Genomic DNA, 18828 nt, shown 5'->3' on the forward strand with positions numbered 1-18828 from the left:
CGCCGCCTTGTCGCGCACCCCGCCCGAGCCCGCCCCGCCGGTGGGCCGTCCCCGCCCGCGCCGCGCCCCACCTCGGCACGCGCCGCACCCCCGACCTCAGCCGGATCTCCGCTCTTCGAAGGACTGGACCCCATGACGGACCTGCACGACAAGCCCGTAGCGGCCACCTCCCGGCCGCAGGCCGACGACGCGGCGCTGCCGGAGGGCACGGCGGCCCCGCAGGCGTATCCGGCGCTCGACGACCTGTTCGCCGCGTGGGTGGACCGCACCCCTGAGGCGCCCGCTCTGACCGACGGGCGACGGACCTGGTCCTACCGGGAACTCGCGGACAGGGCCGACCGGTTGGCCGGACATCTGCTCCGCTCCGGCGCCGGCCCCGACCGGGTGGTCGCGCTCGTCCTGCCGCGCTCGATGGAACTGATCGCGGCCGAGCTGGCCGTGGCCCGGGCGGGCGCCGCGTTCCTGCCGGTGGACCCCGCCTACCCCGCCGAGCGGCGGACGCTGATGCTCACCGACGCGGCGCCCGCGATGATCCTCGACGACCTCCGGCAGGTCGGCGCGCTCCTCGACGACGCGGGCGAGGGCCCCAACCGGGCGGCGGACGAGGCGAAGCGGACGGCCGACCCCGGCCGGGCCGCGTACGTGATCTACACCTCCGGCTCCACGGGCGTCCCCAAGGGGGTGACGGTCACGCACCGCGGTCTGGGTGGCTTCGTCACCGCCGCCGCCGACCGGTACGCCGTGGGGCCCGGGGGGCGGGTCCTGCAGTTCTCCTCGCCCAGCTTCGACGCCTCCGTGCTGGAGCTGTGCGTCTCCGTCCTGGCCGGTGCCACCCTCGTGGTCCCCCCGGACGGCCCCTGGCTGGGCGACGAACTCGCCGACGTCCTGGAACGCCACCGCATCACCCACGCCCTGATCCCGCCGGCGGCGCTGGCGACCCTGCCCGAACCGGCACGGGGCACCGGGCGCCATCTGAGCACGCTGATCGTGGGCGCCGAGGCCTGCCCGGCCGGGCTCGTCGACCGCTGGGCACCCGGCCGCCGCATGATCAACTCCTATGGCCCCACCGAGGCCACGATCGTCGCCACCTGGACGGGGCCGCTGACCGCGGGCCGGGGCACCCCGACGATCGGCGACGCGCTGCCGCACACCCGGGTGCACGTCCTCGACGCCGCGATGCGGCCCGTGCCGCCCGAGGGGACGGGCGAGTTGTACGTCGGCGGCGACGCCGTCGCCCGCGGCTACCTCGGCCGCCCCGGGCTGACCGCCGCCCGCTTCGTCGCCGACCCCTTCGGCCCGCCCGGCGCCCGGCTGTACCGCACCGGCGACCGGGTGCGCCGGCGGCCCGACGGCGAACTGGACTACCTCGGACGGCTCGACCGCCAGGTGAAGATCCGGGGCTTCCGGGTCGAACCGGGGGAGATCGAGGCCGCGCTGCGCGACGTCGACGGCGTCGGCGAGGCCGCGGTCGTGGTGCGGGAGGACGAGCCCGGCCGACGGCGCCTCGTCGGCTATGCCACTCCCGCCGGACCCGCCCAGGCCTCCGACCTGGACCCGGTGGCCCTGCGCGCGGCCGTGGCCGCCGTACTGCCGGCCCACATGGTGCCGTCCGCGGTCGTCGTCCTGGACCGGCTGCCGCTCACCGCCCAGCACAAGATCGACCACCGCGCGCTGCCCACCCCCGAGCGCATGTCCGTCCCGGAACAGGTCCCTCCGCGCACGCCCCGGGAGCAGGCGCTGGCCGCCGTCTGGGCGGATGTCCTGGGGGTCGACGCGGTGGGCGCGACCGACGACTTCCTCGACCTCGGCGGCGACTCGATCCTCGCCGCCCGCGTCCTGTCGCGGATCCGGGAAGAGCTGGGGGTGCGGCTGAGTGTCCGCGACCTCCTCACCGCGCGCACCGTCGCCGCCCTCGCCCCCCGGCTCGGCACCCCGTCCGCCGCCGAGCCCCAGGAGCCGATCCCGCCCGCCCCGCGCACCGGCCCCCTGCCCCTCTCCAGTGCCCAGCGGCGGCTGTGGTTCCTCGACGACCTGAGCGCCGGCGGCGCCGAGTACAACACCGGTGTCGCGCTGAGGCTGCACGGCCCCCTCGACACCGACGCCCTGCGCGGCGCCCTGCACCGCCTCGCCGCCCGCCACGACGCGCTACGCACCACGTTCACCACCGTCGACGGGCACGGCGCGCAGCGCGTCGCCCCCGACCCCGACCTGCCGCTGCGCACGGCCGACCTCACCCGCACCCCCGCCGCGCGCCGCGCGGCCGAGGCCGAACGGCTGCTGACCGAGGAACTCGGCCGCCCCCACGACCTCACGACCGGACCGCTCACCCGCGCCCTGCTCGTCCGCCTCACCGCCGACGAACACCTCCTGCTGCTGGCCCAGCACCACATCGTCACCGACGGCTGGTCGGTGGGCCTGCTCACCCGGGAGCTGGCCGCGCTGTACCACGCGGAGGTCACCGGCGAACCGGCCACCCTCACCGCACCCACCGTCCAGTACCCGGACTTCGCCCTCTGGCAGGAGCAGCGGCCGGCGGACGCCGACGCCGAGCACCTGGACTACTGGAGAAAGCATCTGACGGGCCTGCAGAACCTGGAGCTGCCCGCGGACCGGCCGCGCCCCGCGATGCGCACCACCGCCGGCGCCGCCCACCGCCACCACCTCCCCCCGGCCCTGGTGACCCGGCTGCGCACCCTCGCCTCGGGGCGGGGCGCGACCGTGTTCACCCTGCTCGCCGGGGCCAGCGCCCTGCTCTTCTCCCGGTACTCCGGGCAGCACGACATCGCGTTCGGCACCATCACCAACGGACGGGACCGCCGGGACCTGGAGGACGTGGCGGGCTTCTTCGCCAACACCGTGGTGCTGCGCACCGACGTGGACGAACGGGCCACCGTCGACCGGTTCGTGGAGAGCATGCGCGCCACCGTCCTGGACGCCTTCGCCCACGACACCGTCTCCTTCGACCGGGTGGTGGAGGAGCTGGCGCCGCCCCGCGACCCCAGCCGCACCCCGCTGGTGCAGGCCCTGGTCGTCCAGCAGACCGCGACCGCCCCGGCGACGCACGCCGCGGGACTGCGGTTCGAGGACCACCCGCTGCCCCGCCCCGCCGCCCGCTTCGACCTGGTGCTGGAGTTCACCCCGGACACGGACGGCGGCTGCGCGCTGACCGTCGAGTTCAACACGGACCTCTTCGAGGCGCGGACCGTCGCCCGCATGTCCCGCCATCTGCACCGCCTGCTGGAGGGCATGGCGGACGGCCCCGGGCGGACGCTGGCCGAGCTGCCCATGCTCTCCGACGACGAGCAGAAGACCCTGGTCGACACCTGGAACCCGCCGCGGTCCGCCGAGCACCCGGCCCAGGACACCACCCTGCCCGAGCTGTTCCGGGCCCAGGTCGCCCGCACCCCCGACCGCACCGCCGTGACCTGCGGCCCCGTCCGCCTGGACTACGCCGAGGTCGACCGGCGCGCGGGCCGGCTCGCCCGGCTGCTCGTCGCCCGCGGCGCCGGCCCGGAGACCCTGGTCGCGCTCTGCCTGCCCCGCACCGCCGACCTGCCCGTCGTGCTGTGGGCGGTGCTCAAGGCGGGCGCCGGCTACCTCCCCGTCGACCCCGCCTACCCCGACGACCGCATCCGCCTCATGCTGTCCGACGCCGAACCCACCCTCGTCGTCGCCACCCGGGAGACCGCCGGCGCCCTGCCCGAGGACTGCGACCCGCTGATCCTCGAGGACTGCGAGGCCTTCACGGACAGCGCCGCCCCGCCGGCAACCGACACCGCCGCCGATCCCGCCGGGTCCGGGCGGACCAGCACCGACGCGACCCGCGCCACGGCGGACGACCCGTACCTGACCGACGCCGACCGCATCCGGCCGCTGCTGCCGGACCACCCGGCCTACGTCATCTACACCTCCGGATCGACCGGCCGCCCCAAGGGGGTCGTGGTCACCCACCGCACCGTCGCCGCCCTGGCCGCTTGGGCGCGGGACCGGTTCGGGGAGCGCCGCCTCGAGCAGGTGATCGCCTCCACCTCCCTCAACTTCGACGTCTCCGTGTTCGAGCTGCTGTGCCCGCTGCTCGCCGGAGGCGGCGTGGAGGTGGTGGCCGATCTGACGGCGCTGGCCGACACCCCCGGTCAGCGGCGGGCCGGTCTGCTCAGCGGCGTACCGTCCGTGATGTCCCGGCTGGTCGCCGGGGGCACGGCCCCGGTGGTCGCGGACACCGTCGTACTGGCCGGTGAGGCGCTGCCCGCGCAGACCCTGGGGGACCTGCGGGCGGCCATGCCGTCCTGCGAGATCGCCAACATCTACGGCCCCACCGAGGCCACCGTCTACGCCACCGCCTGGTTCACGGCGCAGGGGGCACCGGACCAGGCGCCGCCGATCGGCCGGCCGGTAGCCCGCACCCGCGCCTATGTCCTGGACGGCCGGCTGCGCCCGCAACCCCCGGGTGTGGCGGGCGAGCTGTACCTCGGCGGCGGCGGCCTGGCCCGCGGCTACCTGCGCCGCCCCGGGCTCACCGCGGCCCGCTTCGTCGCTGACCCGTTCGGCGCGCCCGGGGAGCGCATGTACCGCACCGGGGACCTGGTGCGGTGGAGCGCCGACGGAGAGCTGGAGTACGTCGGCCGCCTCGACCAGCAGGTCAAGGTGCGCGGCTTCCGCATCGAGCTGGGCGAGGTGGAGGAGGCGCTGCGCGGCTGCCCCGGCGTCGCCGAGGCGGCGGCCATGGCCACCGAGGCCGACGGCCACCGGCGCCTCACCGGCTATGTCGTGCCGGTCGCGGGGGAGCAGGTGGATCCGGAGACCGTACGCCGGGTGCTCGGCCGCACGCTGCCCGACTACATGGTGCCCACGACGGTGCTGGTGCTGGACGAACTGCCGCTGAACCCCAACGGCAAGCTCGACCGCGCCCGGCTGCCGCAGCCGGGACCGGCCGTGCACGCCGTACGGCATGTCGCGCCCCGCACCCCCACCGAGCGGGCCCTCGCCGCGGTCTGGGCGGAGGTGCTGCGGGTGGGGCGGGTCGGCGTGGACGACAACTTCTTCGCGCTCGGCGGCGACTCGATCCTCAGCATCCAGGTGGTCGCACGGGCCCGGCAGGAGGGCCTCACCGTCACCTCCCGCGACGTCTACCAGCACCAGACGGTCGCCGCCCTCGCCCGCTGCGCGGACGCCGCCGCCGGGGCCCGCCCGGCCGGCCGGGCCCCGGTCTCGCCGACCGGCCCGGCGCCCCTGACACCCATCCAGCACTGGCTGTTCGAAGCCGGTGCCGAGCGGGCCGCCCACTTCGCCCAGGCCCTCTCCGTGCTGCTGCCCGCCGACGCGGACCCGGCGGCACTCGAGGACGCGCTGAACGACCTGGTCGCCCACCACGACGCCCTGCGCTCCCGCTTCACCGACCCTGGCACCGGGGACGGCTGGCACATCGCCGACGAGGCCGCGCGCGTCACCCTCGCCCGGCACACCGGACCGGACACCGACACCCCCCACTTCGGGCCCTTCGACCTGGCCCGGGGACCGCTGCTGCGGGCCGTGCTGCACGACCGCGGAGCCGGCCGGCCCCGCGTCCTGCACCTCGCCGTGCATCACCTGGTCGTGGACGGCGTGTCCTGGCGGCTGCTGCTGGAGGACCTGGACCGCGCCTACCGGGCCCGCCGCGACGGCCGCGACGGCGCGTCCGCCCTGCCCGCCAAGTCCTCGCCGCTGCGGCAGTGGGCACGGCGCCTGAACGCGCACGCCGCCGACGGCGGCTTCGAGGACGAACGCTCCTACTGGGCCCAGGCCGTCCCCCCGGCCGGGCCGCCCCTGCCCGCCGACCTGACCGGCGCCGACACCTACGCTCACGCCCGCGCGGTCACCGTACGCCTGAGCGGCGAGGACACCGCGCACCTGCTGCGCACCCTGCCCGACACCTACCGCACCCAGGCCAACGACGTGCTGCTCGCCGCCCTCGGCCGGGCCCTGTGCGACTGGAGCGGACAGGAACGGGTGGTGGTGGACATCGAGGGACACGGCCGCGAGGAGCTGTTCCCCGACCTCGACCTCAGCCGCACCCTCGGCTGGTTCACCACCCGGCACCCCCTCGCCCTCGCCGTCCCGCCCCGGGCCGGCTGGGACGCCGTGCTCAAGCAGGTCAAGGAGCAGCTGCGGGCCGTGCCCCGGCACGGCATCGGCCACGACGCGCTGCGCCGTCTGACCCGCCCGGACGCGGAGCGGGCCGCCCCGGCGGCGCAGGTCAGCTTCAACTACCTGGGGCGGATCAGCCTGGACGTGGGGCAGGAGGGCCTGTACCGGGGCGTCTTCCGCGAGCTGGAGCTGGACGCCGACCCGCGGGCCGAACGCCCGCACCCCCTGGAGGTCGTGGGCCGACTGGACGGCGACGCGCTGGAGTTCACCTGGTTCTACTCCGACCAGGTCTACCGCGAGTCCACGGTCGCGGCGCTCGCCGAACGCCACGCCGAGGCGCTGTCCGACCTCGCCCGCCACGCCGCCCGGCCCGGTGCCGCCGGACGCACCCCGTCCGACTTCCCCACGGCCCGGCTCGACCAGCCGGCCGTCGACCGTGTCACCGGGGACGACCCGGGAGCCGTCGAGGACGTCCTGCCGCTCACGCCCACCCAGGCGGGCATGCTCTTCCACGGCCTGTCCCAGGACGACCGCGGTGTCTACGTCCAGCAGCTGACCTTCGTCCTGGACGGCGTGTCCGACCCGCACGCGCTCGCCGCCGCCTGGCAGCGGGTCACCGAGCGCACGGCGGTGCTGCGCGGCCGGGTGGTGTGGCAGGGCGTGCCCGAACCGCTGCTCGTGGTGGGGCGGGACACGCCCGTGCCGGTCACCCACCTCGACTGGTCCGCGCTGAGCGGCGACGAGGCCCGCGCACGGCTGGAGAGCCTGCTGCGCGAGGACCGCGACCGCGGCATCGACCTGGTGCGGGGACCGCTCCAACGCCTCGTCCTCGCCCGGGTCTCCGACACGTCCGTGCGGGTCGTCTGGTCCTTCCACCATCTGCTCCTGGACGGCTGGAGCCTGTTCCAGGTGCTGTCGGACGTCTTCGCCTGCCTCACCGCGCCGACCGGACGGGCCGCCGAGTCCCTTCCCGAACGCCGCCCCTGGCGCGACTACGTGGCCTGGCTGCGCGGCCGCGACCTCGCCGAGGCCGAACAGCACTGGCGGCACCGGCTCGCCGGACTGGCCGAGGCCACCGCGCTGCCCTTCGACCGAGAGCCCCGCGAGAGCCACCGGGCGGAGTCGACCGACGCCGTACGGGTCACGGTCCCCGAGGAGACCACCCGGGCGCTGGAGGAACTCGCGCGCGGCGCGGGCCTCACGCTGAACACCCTCGTCCAAGGCGCCTGGGCCCTGCTGATGGCACGTCAGTCGGGCCGGAAGGAGGTGGTGTTCGGCACCACCGTGTCCGGCAGGCCGGCCGAACTGCCCGGAGCCGAGGCCATGACCGGCCTGTTCATCACCACCCTGCCCACCCGGGTCGCCGTGCCCGCCGACGGCACCCTCGTCGACTGGCTGCGCCGGCTCCAGCGCGACCAGAGCGAGGACCGCCGCTTCGACCAGGTGCCGCTGAACCGGATGCACGCCTTCACCGCGCTCCCCGAGCGGGTCGGCCTGTTCGACAGCATCGTGGTCTTCGAGAACTATCCGGTGGACGACGGTCTCGCGGCCGCCCACGGCCTCGGTCTGCGCGACCTGCGGGGCGTCGAGACCACCAACTACCCGCTCGGCCTCGTCGCCTATCCGGGCACCGAACTGACCCTGCGCCTCGGCTACGACCCGGAGCTGTTCGACGCCGACACCGTGCACCGGCTCGCCGAACACCTGACCACGCTGCTGGCGGGCATGGCCGCCACACCCGAGCGGGCCCCGGCACGCCTGCCGATGCTGACGGCCGAGCGCCGTGAGCAGGTCCTGCGCACCTGGAACGACACGGCCACCGCACGCACCGGGGCGACGGTCGCGGGACTCTTCGCCGACCAGGTGCGGCGCACCCCCGACGCCGTCGCCCTGGACGCGGGCGACCAGCACCTCACCTACCGCGAACTCGACGCCCGCTCCGCGGAGCTGGCCGCCCGGCTGGCCGCCCTGGGGGTGCGCGGGGAACGCCCGGTGGGGGTCCTGATGGACCGCTCGCCCCTGCTGATCACCGCCCAGGTCGCGCTCGTGCGCACCGGTGGCGTGTACGTGCCGCTGGACGGCAGGGCACCCCGGGAACGGCTCCAGCGGATGCTGGCCGAGGCCGGGGTCACCCTGCTGCTGACCGACGCCGCCTGGGAGGACACCGCCCGGGGCCTGCTGCCCGCCGAGGACGTCCTCCGCCTCGACAACACGACCGGCGCCGACCCCGCCGTCCCCGCGGCACCGGAGCCCGCCGAGCGCCCGCACCCCGACCAGGTCCAGTACCTGATGTTCACCTCGGGCTCGACCGGTGTCCCCAAGGGCGTCGCCGTGCGCCAACGGGACGTCGCCGCGCTCGCCCTGGACCAGGCCTTCGCCCACCACGACCGGGTCCTCGTGCACTCCCCGCACGCCTTCGACGCCGCCACCTACGAGGTGTGGGTGCCGCTGCTGCGCGGAGGCACCGCCGTCCTGGCCCCCCCGGCCGACCTGGACGCCGCCGCGGTCCGCGACGCGATCACGGACCGGAGCGTGAGCTGCCTGTGGCTGACGGCGGGCCTGTTCCGGCTGCTCGCCCAGGAGGACCCCACCTGCCTGCGCGGCGCCCGCGAGGTGTGGACGGGCGGCGAGGCCGTGCCCGGCGCGGCCGTCCGCGCCGTCCTGGACGCCTGCCCCGACCTCACCGTCGTCGACGGCTACGGCCCGACCGAGACCACCACCTTCGCCACCCGGCGCCCCTTCCGCTCCGGCGACCCCCTGCCCGCCACCCTGCCCATCGGCCGCCCGCTGGACGACACCCGCGCCTACGTCCTGGACGGCGCCCTCCAGCCTCAACCGCCCGGCATCCCCGGGGAGCTGTACCTCGCGGGCGCCGGCCTCGCCCGCGGATACGCCGGACGGCCCGGAGCCACCGCCGCCCGCTATGTCGCCGACCCGTTCGGCCCGCCCGGGGAGCGGATGTACCGCACCGGCGACATCGTGCGCTGGAGCGCCGACGGGGAACTGCACTTCGTCGGCCGCGCCGACGACCAGATCAAGATCCGCGGCTTCCGCGTCGAACCCGCCGAGATCGAGGCCCGCCTCACCGCGCACCCCGGCGTCGCCGAGGCCGTCGTGTCGCCGTACGTCACCGACGGGCGCAAGCGACTGGCCGCCCACCTCGTCCCGGCCGACGTCGCGGCCGTGCCGTCCGCGACCGAACTGCGCGCGCACCTGGCCGCCGAGCTGCCCGACTACATGCTGCCCGCCGCGTTCGTCACGGTGCCCGACCTGCCCCTGACCGCCAACGGCAAGGTGGACCGCCGGCGCCTGCCCGAGCCCGACTGGGCGGCGGGCGGCGAGAGCTCCTACCGGGCCCCGGGCACCGAGACCGAGGACGTCCTCGCCGGGATCTGGGCCGAGCTGCTCGGCGTCGAACGGGTCGGCGTCGACGACAACTTCTTCATGCTGGGCGGCGACTCCATCCTCAGCATCCAGGTGGTCTCCCGGGCCCGCACGGCCGGACTGGCGCTGACCCCCCGCGACCTGTTCCGGCACCCCACCGTGGCCGCCCTGGCCGCCGCCACCGGCACCGCCCGGACGGTCCGCGGCACCGACCCGGTGCACGGCGAGGTCCCCCTCACCCCGGTCCAGCACTGGTTCCTCGACCCCCGGCCGCCGCACGCCGACCACTTCGACCAGTCCCTCGTCGTCGAGACCGCGCCGGACGTCGACCCGGACGCCCTGCGCCACGCCCTGGCCGCCCTGTGGACCCACCACGACGCCCTGCGCTCCCGGTTCACCACAGCGGCCGACGGCACCTGGCGCCAGGACGTCACCGCCGCGGACGCCCCCACCCCCGAGCTGCTTCAGGTGTGCCCCCTCGGCGGCCTGGACCCGGCGGCGGCCGAGGAGACCGAGGCCCGCGCCACCGCCGCCGCGCACGCCGCCTTCCGGCTGGACACCGGGCCGTTGCTGACGGCCCGCCTGTTCACCGGCGACGGCACCCGGCCCGCTCGGCTGCTGCTCGCCGTCCACCACCTGGTGGTCGACGGCGTCTCCTGGCGGATCCTGCTGGAGGACCTGGAGACCGCCTACGGACAGGCCGCCGCCGGACGGCCGGTGCGCCTGCCCGACCGCACCACCTCCGTCCAGGCCTGGGCCCGCCGGCTGGAGGCCCACACCGACGCCGGAGGCTTCACGGACCGCCGCGCCCACTGGGAGGAGACCGCCCGGCACTGCGCCGAGCCGCTTCCGCGCGACGGCGACGGCGCCAACACCATGGCCGACGTCCGCGAGGTCACCGTGCGGCTGGACCGCGCACGCACCGACGACCTGCTGCGCAGCGTCCCGCATGTCTACCGCACCCGCATCGACGACGTCCTGCTCACCGCCCTGGGCCGGGTGCTCGCCGACTGGTGCGGACGCGACACGGTCGCCGTCACGCTGGAGGGCCACGGCCGTGAGGACCAGCTGTTCGACGACATCGACCTGTCCCGCACCGTCGGCTGGTTCACCACGCTCTTCCCGGTCGCCCTCAGCGTCCCGGCGGGCGACTGGGGGACCGCGCTGAAGGCGGTCAAGGAACAGCTGCGGGCCGTACCCGACCGGGGCCTCGGCCACGGCGCGCTGCGCCATCTCGCGGGCGACGCGCGGCTCGCCGCCGCGCCCCCGCCCGGCATCAGCTTCAACTACCTGGGCCGCTTCGACTGGTCCGCGGGTGGCGGCGCCCTCGTCCGCTCCGTGCCCGGCGGCCTCGGCGGCTCCGACGCCCCCGGCAGCGAGCGGGCACACCAGCTGGACGTGGTGGCCCGCGTCGAGGAGGACTGCCTGGAGATCACCTGGCACTACGGGACCGCCCTGCACCACGAGGCCACGGTCACGGGGCTCGCCGAGGGCATGCTGCGCGCCCTGGAGGACATCCTCGCCCACTGCGCCCGCCCCGACGCGGGCGGCCGCACGCCCTCCGACTTCCCGCTGGCCCGCCTGGACCAGGGCGCCGTGGACCGGGTGGCCGGTGACGGACGCGACGTCGCGGACGTCCACCCGCTGACCCCGATGCAGGCCGGGATGCTCTTCCACAGCCTGCTCGACCCGGCCGGCCGCACCTATGTCAACCAGGTGCAACTGGTGCTGACCGGCGTCACCGACCCCCGCGCCCTCGCCGAGGCGTGGCAGCGCACCGCCGACGCCAACCCGGTCCTGCGCACCCGGCTGGCGTGGCAGGAGAGCACCGAACCCCTCCAGGTCGTCGCCCACCGGGCGACCGTGCCCGTCACCCACCACGACTGGACCGGCCGCCCGGCCGACTGGTGCGAGGCAGCCCTGGACCGGCTGCTCGCCGAGGACCGGCACACCGGCATCGACCTGGCCGCGGCGCCGCTGATGCGGCTCACCCTGATCCGGCTGTCGCCCGAACGGGTGCGCATGGTGTGGACCTTCCACCACGTCCTGCTGGACGGCTGGAGCGCCGCCCAGGTCTTCGACGAGGTGTGCGAGCGGTACGCGGCCCTGACGGCGGGCCGCGCCGCGTCGGTTCCCGCGCGCCGCCCGTTCGGCGACTACCTGGGCTGGCTCCGCGAGCAGGACACCGGCCTGGCCGAGCAGTACTGGCGCACCACCCTGGCCGGGTTCCGCGCCCCGACCGAACTGCCCCGCGACCGGCGGTCCGCCGAGGCCCACCACAGCTCCTCGTCCGGCACGGTACGGGTGCTCCTGGACGCCGAGGTCTCGGCGTCACTGCGGGAGACCGCCCAGCAGGCCGGACTCACCCTCAACACCGTCCTGCAGGGCGCCTGGGCGCTGCTGCTGTCCCGCTACGGCGGCGGAGACGACGTGGTGTTCGGTACGACCGTCTCCGGCCGGCCCGCCGAACTGCCCGGCGTCACCTCCATGGTGGGCCTGTTCATCAACACCCTGCCCACCCGGGCCCGGATCGAGGCGGGGCGCCCGTTGCTCGACTGGCTGCGCGAACTCCAGGCCGCCCAGTCCGAGGCCCGCCGCCACGAATTCGTCTCCCTGGCCCAGGTGCAGACCTGGAGCGAGGTGCCCGGCGGCACCAACCTCTTCGACTCCATCGTCGTCTTCGAGAACTACCCGTTCGACGAGGGCGCGTTGGCCCGGCACGGCCTGGGCATGGAGCAGGAGCGCGACCTGGAGCCGACCAACTACCCGCTCAGCGTGGTCGTCGCACCGGGCGAGAGCCTCGCCGTGAACCTCGACTACGACCCCGCTCTCTTCGACGCCCCGACGGTCGCCGGACTGGGGGAGAGCCTGCGCACCCTGCTGACCGAGATGGCCACCGCGCCCGAACGCACCCTGGCCGAGCTGCCGCTCACCGATCCCGCGCGGGGCCGCGCACTGCTCGACCGGTTCGGCGGAGCCGTGACCGCCACACCCCGGGACACCCTGCCCGAGGCGTTCGGCCGTCAGGCGCGACGCACCCCCGACGACCCGGCGGTCCGCCACGGCGCCACCCGCCTCACCTACCGCGAACTGGACGAGCGCTCCAACCGGCTCGCCCGCCTGCTCATCGACGCCGGCGCCGGACCGGAGCGCTTCGTCGCCCTCGCCCTGCCCCGCGACGCCGACCTGGTCGTGGCGCTGCTCGCGGTCCTCAAGAGCGGTGCCGCCTATCTGCCGGTCGATCCCGCCTACCCGGCCGAACGTATCGCGTTCCTGTTCGACGACGTACGGCCCGAGGCCGTCGTCACGGCCACCGAGACCGCGGGACGCCTGCCGGACGGCCCGTACACGCCGATCGTGCTCGACGAACCCGGCTGCGCCGACCGGCTCGCCGCCGCCTCGGCCGCACCGGTCGGCGACGGCGACCGGCACACCGGCCTGCTGCCGGACCACCCCGCCTACGTCATCCACACCTCCGGCTCCACCGGCCGCCCCAAGGGCGTCGTGGTCGCGCACGGCTCGGTGCTGGCCCTGACCGACTGGGCCGCCGCCGAGTTCACCGGCCGGGGCCTGGCCCACGTGGTGGCGTCCACCTCGCTCAACTTCGACGTGTCGGTCTTCGAGATCTTCTCGCCCCTGCTGTCCGGCGGCTGCGTGGAGGTCGTCCGCGACCTGCTGGCCCTGGCCGAACGGCCCGGGCCCTGGCGGGCCGGACTGCTCAGCGCCGTGCCCTCCGCCCTGGGCAGGCTGCTGGCCGAGGACGCCGTCCAGGTGAGCGCGGACACCGTGGTCCTGGCGGGCGAGGGCCTGCCCGCCCGCACCGTCCGCCAGGTCCGCGCGGCCGTCCCCGGCTGCGAGGTGCGCAACATCTACGGCCCCACCGAGGCCACCGTCTACGCCACCGCCTTCACCTGCGACCCGGCGGACCCCGACCGCGACCCGCCGATCGGCCGGCCGCTCGGCGGCGCCCGCTCCTATGTGCTGGACGACCGGCTGCGCCCCGTACCGGCCGGCGCACCCGGCGAGCTGTTCCTCGCCGGCACCGGCGTGGCCCGCGGCTATCTGGGCCGGCCCGGACTGACCGCCTCCCGCTTCCTGCCCGACCCGTTCGGACCGGCCGGCAGCCGGATGTACCGCACCGGCGACCTGGTGCGCTGGAGCGCCGACGGCGACCTCGTCTACCTGGGCCGCGGCGACGACCAGGTGAAGGTCCGGGGCTTCCGTATCGAACTGGGCGAGGTGGAGTCGGCCCTGGCCCGCCACCCGCGGGTGGCCGCCGCCGCCGCGCGGGTGCTGGAGCACGACGGCCACCGCCGCCTGGTCGGCTACGCGGTGCCCGACGGATCCGGACTCCCGGACCCGGCCGAACTGCGCGCCTTCCTCGCCCGCAGCCTCCCCGACCACCTGGTCCCCGCCCTCGTGGTGCCGCTGGAGCGGCTGCCGCTCGGCGCCACCGGAAAGCTGGACCGGCGGGCGCTGCCCGACCCGGTGTGGACCGCACCCGCCGCCGGCAGCACCGGCCGGCCGCCCGGCACCGAGACGGAACGCGCCCTCGCCGCCATCTGGTGCGAGGTGCTCGGCATCCCCGAGGTCGGCGCCGACGACAACTACTTCACGCTCGGCGGCGACTCCATCCTCGGCATCCAGATCGTGTCCGCCGCCCGCCGGGCAGGCCTCGTCCTCACCCCCCGGCACCTGTTCACCCACCAGACCCTGGCGGAACTCGCCCTGGCGGCCGAGGAACTGCCCGCCTCCCTGGCCGTCGCCGAACAGGGACCGGTGGTCGGCGAGGCGCCGCTGACCCCCGTCCAGCACTGGCTGTTCGACACCCTCACCGGCGACCGGGCCCACTTCGCCCAGTCGGTCGCCTACGAGCTGTCCGCCGACACCGACGAGACCCTGCTGCGGGCCGCCCTGGCCGCCGTACTGGACCACCACGACGCGCTGCGGCTGCGGTTCGAGCAGGGCGCCGACGGGACCTGGCGGCAGTACGGCACCGCCCCCGGCGCCGGCCCGCACCTGGAGGTCCACGACGGCGCGCCCACGCCCGCCCTCGCCCACGCCCTGGCCGACCGCTTCGACCTGAGCGCCGGACCGCTGCTGCGGGCGGCCCTGTGCCGCGCCGGCGACGGCGGCCGTCCGGTGCTGCTGCTCGCCGCGCACCACCTGGTCGTCGACGCCGTGTCCTGGCGGCTGCTGCTGGAGGACCTGGACACCGCCTACCGCGCCCTGCGCGCGGGCGAACGCCCGGCGCTCGCCGCCAAGACCACCTCGTTCCACACCTGGGCGCAGCGGCTTCGCGCGCACACCGCGGCCGGTGGCTTCGACGACGAACTGCCCCACTGGCGCGGCCTCGACAGGAGCCACCCGCTGCCCGTGGACCACCCCGGCGGCGCCAACACCGGCGCCGAGGAGGAGACGGTGACGGCAGCGCTGGACGCGGAGGACACCCGGCGCCTGCTCCAGGACGTCCCGGACGTCTACCGCACCCGGATCAACGACGTCCTGCTGTGCGCGCTGGGCCGGGTGCTGGCCCGATGGACCGGACGTGACCGCGTGACGGTGGCCCTGGAGGGGCACGGCCGCGAGAGCCTCTTCGAGGACGTCGACCTCACCCGCACCGCCGGCTGGTTCACCACCATGTACCCGGTCACGCTGGACGCGGCACGGGACGCCGACCCCGGCACCGCGCTCAAGGCCGTCAAGGAGAACCTGCGGGCCGTGCCCCGCGGCGGACTCGGCTACGGCGCCCTGCGCTTCCTGCACCCCACCGCCGGCCGGGACCTGCCGGAGCTGCCGCAGATCGGCTTCAACTACCTGGGCCGCCAGGACGGCCACACCACCCCCGGCGGCCTGCTGCACGCGGCCCACGGCTCCCTGACCGGCGGCATGGACCGCTCGGCCGCCCGCCCGCATCTCATCGACGTGCTGGGCCGGATCACCGGCGGCAGGCTGGAGTTCACCTGGTCCTACTCCCGAGCCCTGCACCGCGCCGAGACCGTCGAACGGCTCGCCGCCGACCTGAGCGCCGAACTGCGCGCCCTGCTGCGGCACTGCGCCGAGCCGGGAGCCGGCGGGCGCACCCCGTCCGACTTCCCGCTCGCCCCGCTCGACCAGGCCGCCGTCGACCGCCTCGTGGGCAGCGGAGCGGCCGCGGCCGACGTGACGGACGTCTATCCGCTCACGCCCACCCAGACCGGCATGGTCGTGCACGGCATGGACGAGGCCCGGCACGGCCTGTACGTCGAGCAGATCACCTTCGTGCTGGACGGCGTCCGCGACCCGCGCCTGCTCGCCGCCGCCTGGCAGCACGTCGTCGACCGCACCCCGGTGCTGCGCACCGCCGTCGCCCTGCACGACGTGCCCGTACCGCTCCAGGTCGTCCACCGGGACGCGACCCTGCCGGTCGCCGAACACGACTGGAGCGCCCTGCCCGAGGACCGGCGCGCGAGCGAACTGGAGCGGCTGCTCGGCGCGGAGCGGGCCCGGGGCATCCAGCTCGACCGGGCGCCGCTGCTGCGGCTGGCCCTGGTCCGGCTCGGCCCGGACGCGGTACGCGTGGTGTGGACCTTCCACCATGTGCTGCTGGACGGCTGGAGCGTCTTCCACGTCCTCGGTGACGTCCTCGCCGCGCACGCCGCGCTGAGCCGGGGGGAACGACCCCGGCTGCCCGAGCGACGGCCGTTCGCCGACTACGCCGCCTGGCTCGCCGCCCGCGACACCGACGGCGCCCACCGGCACTGGCAGGGCACCCTCGCCGACCTCGCCGCCCCGACCCCGCTGCCCTACGACCGCAGGCCCGCCCCGGACACCACGGCCCGCTCCGACACCTGGCTGTCCCAGCGCCTGGGCGTCCGCGAGACACAGGCGCTCACCGAGTACGCACGCCGCCACCGGCTCACCCTGAACACCCTGGTCCAGGGCGCCTGGGCGCTGCTGCTGGCCCGCTGGAGCGGCGAGAACGAGGTCTGCTTCGGCACCACCGTCTCGGGCCGGCCCGCGGACCTGCCCGGCGCCGACACCATCACCGGCCCGTTCATCACCACCCTGCCCGCCCGCGTCCGCGTCGACGGCACCGCCCCCTGCGACACCTGGCTGCGCGCGTTCCAGGATGCCCGCGCCGAGGACCGCCGCTTCGACCACATGCCGCTGGGCGAACTGCGCCCCCTCACCCGGCTCCCCGCCGGGAGCGCGATGTTCGACAGCCTGGTCGTCTTCGAGAACTACCCGGTCGGCGACGCCACCGCGGGCGCCCACGGCCTCACCCTGCGCGACCTCGACGCCCGCGAGGCCACCAACTACCCGCTCACCGTGGTCGTCTCGCCCGGCGACCGGCTCGCCGTCGAACTCGGCTACGACCCGCGCCACTTCGACGCCGCCACCGCACGATCCCTGGCCGGGCAGCTGCTGCACACCCTGGACGCGCTGGCCGGCTGCGACAGCGGCGCACGCCTCGACGACCTCGACGTGCTGCCGGCCGCCCAACGCGCCCGGCTGCTGCGCGGCCCGGTCCGGCCCGGCCTCGCCCCGGTGCCCGAGGCCACCCTGGCCGCCCTGTTCGAGGCCGCCGCGGACCGCCGGCCGACCGCGCCCGCGCTCGGCGACCCGAACCGCTCGCTGACCTTCGCCGAGACCGAGGAGCGGGCCAACGCGCTGGCCCACCGGCTCATCGCCCGCGGAGCCGGCCCCGGCGACATCGTCGCGCTGCTGCTGCCCCGCTCGCTCGACATGGTGCTCGCCCAGCTCGCGGTGGCGAAGGCGGGCGCCGCGTTCCTGCCCGTCGACCCGGCCTACCCGGACGAGCGCGTCGCGCTCATGCTGCGCGACGCGGCACCCGCCCTCACCCTGGACGCCAAGGAGGTCGCCTCGCTGCTCGCCGACCCGCCGCACGAGGCTCCCGGCCACCGGCCCACCGACGCCGACCGCGCCCGCCCGCTCGACGTGGACGACCCGGCCTACGTCATCTACACCTCCGGATCCACCGGCACCCCCAAGGGCGTCGTCGTCACCCACCGCGGCCTCGCCGCCTTCAGCGCCGCCGAGGCCGCCCACTACCAGGTCGGCCCCGGCGACCGGGTGCTGGCCTTCGCCACGCCCAGCTTCGACGCCTCCGTGCTGGAGCTGTGCGCCGCCCTGCCGCACGGCGCCAGCCTCGTCGTCCCCGAGCCCGGCCCGCTGCTCGGCGAGCACCTGGCCGCCGTGCTGCGCGCCGAGCGCGTCACGCACACCCTGCTGCCCCCGGCCGCGCTCGCCACCCTGCCCGCCGACACCCCCGGCACCCTGCCGGACCTGAAGACGCTGATCGTCGGGGCCGACGCGTGCGGCGCCGACCTCGTCGCCCGCTGGGCACCGCACCACCGCATGGTCAACTCCTACGGCCCCACCGAGGCCACCGTGGTCGCCACCTGGTCCGCGCCCCTGGAACCGGACGGCGCCGCCCCGCCCATCGGCCGCCCGCTGCCCACCACCGGCGCCTACGTCCTCGACGCCCGGCTGCGCCCCGTCCCCGACGGCGTCCCCGGCGAACTGTGGCTGAGCGGGCCCGGCCTCGCCCGCGGCTACCTCGGCCGCCCCGGCCTGACCGCGGCCCGCTTCACCGCCGACCCGTACGGGCCGCGCGGCGGCCGGATGTACCGCACCGGCGACCTGGTGCGCCGCGACACCCGCGGCGAACTGCACTACCTCGGACGCACCGACCACCAGCTCAAACTGCGCGGCCACCGCATCGAGGCCGGCGAGGTCGAAGCCACCCTGGTGCGTCACACGGCGGTGCTGGACGCCGTGGTGAGCGTGCGGGAGGACGAACCGGGCCTGCCCCGGCTGGTCGCCCATCTGCTCCTGGCCCCCGGCGCCGAGGCGCCCACCGGGGCCGAACTGCGGGCGCTGGCCGCCCGCACCCTGCCCGGCCACATGGTGCCCGCGGCCTACGTCACGCTCGACCGCTTCCCGCTCACCGAGAACGGCAAGACCGACCGGGCCGCGCTGCCCGCGCCCGCCCCGGACGACGAGCCGGGCGGCACGGCGGCGCGGGTGGCGCCCCGCACCCCCACCGAGGAGGCGCTCGCGGCCGTCTGGGAGGACACCCTCCACACGACGGTGGGCGCCGAGGACGACTACTACCTGCTGGGCGGCGACTCCATGCGCGCACTGCTCATCGCCTCCCGCGCCAACGACACCTTCGGGGTCCGCCTCACCCCGCGCGACGTCCTGGTCGCGCGCACCGTCGCGGCCCTGGCGGAGCTGGTGGAGGAGCAGGTGCTCAGCGAACTCGAAGACGCCGCGTACGGCGACCACGACCACGACGAACGGTGAGGAACCGAC

General features: G+C 76.1%; 1 protein-coding gene. It reads left to right on the forward strand.

Annotated features, from left to right (window positions below; genetic code table 11):
* Positions 1–132: 132 nt before the first annotated feature.
* Complete coding sequence (locus tag AB0C59_RS10395) at positions 133–18819, forward strand: non-ribosomal peptide synthase/polyketide synthase (RefSeq protein WP_363002688.1); 18687 nt, start codon at positions 133–135, stop codon at positions 18817–18819.
* Positions 18820–18828 lie beyond the last annotated feature (9 nt).

The sequence above is a fragment of the Streptomyces sp. NPDC048664 genome (genome assembly GCF_040650555.1).
In the GTDB taxonomy this organism is placed as follows: domain Bacteria; phylum Actinomycetota; class Actinomycetes; order Streptomycetales; family Streptomycetaceae; genus Streptomyces.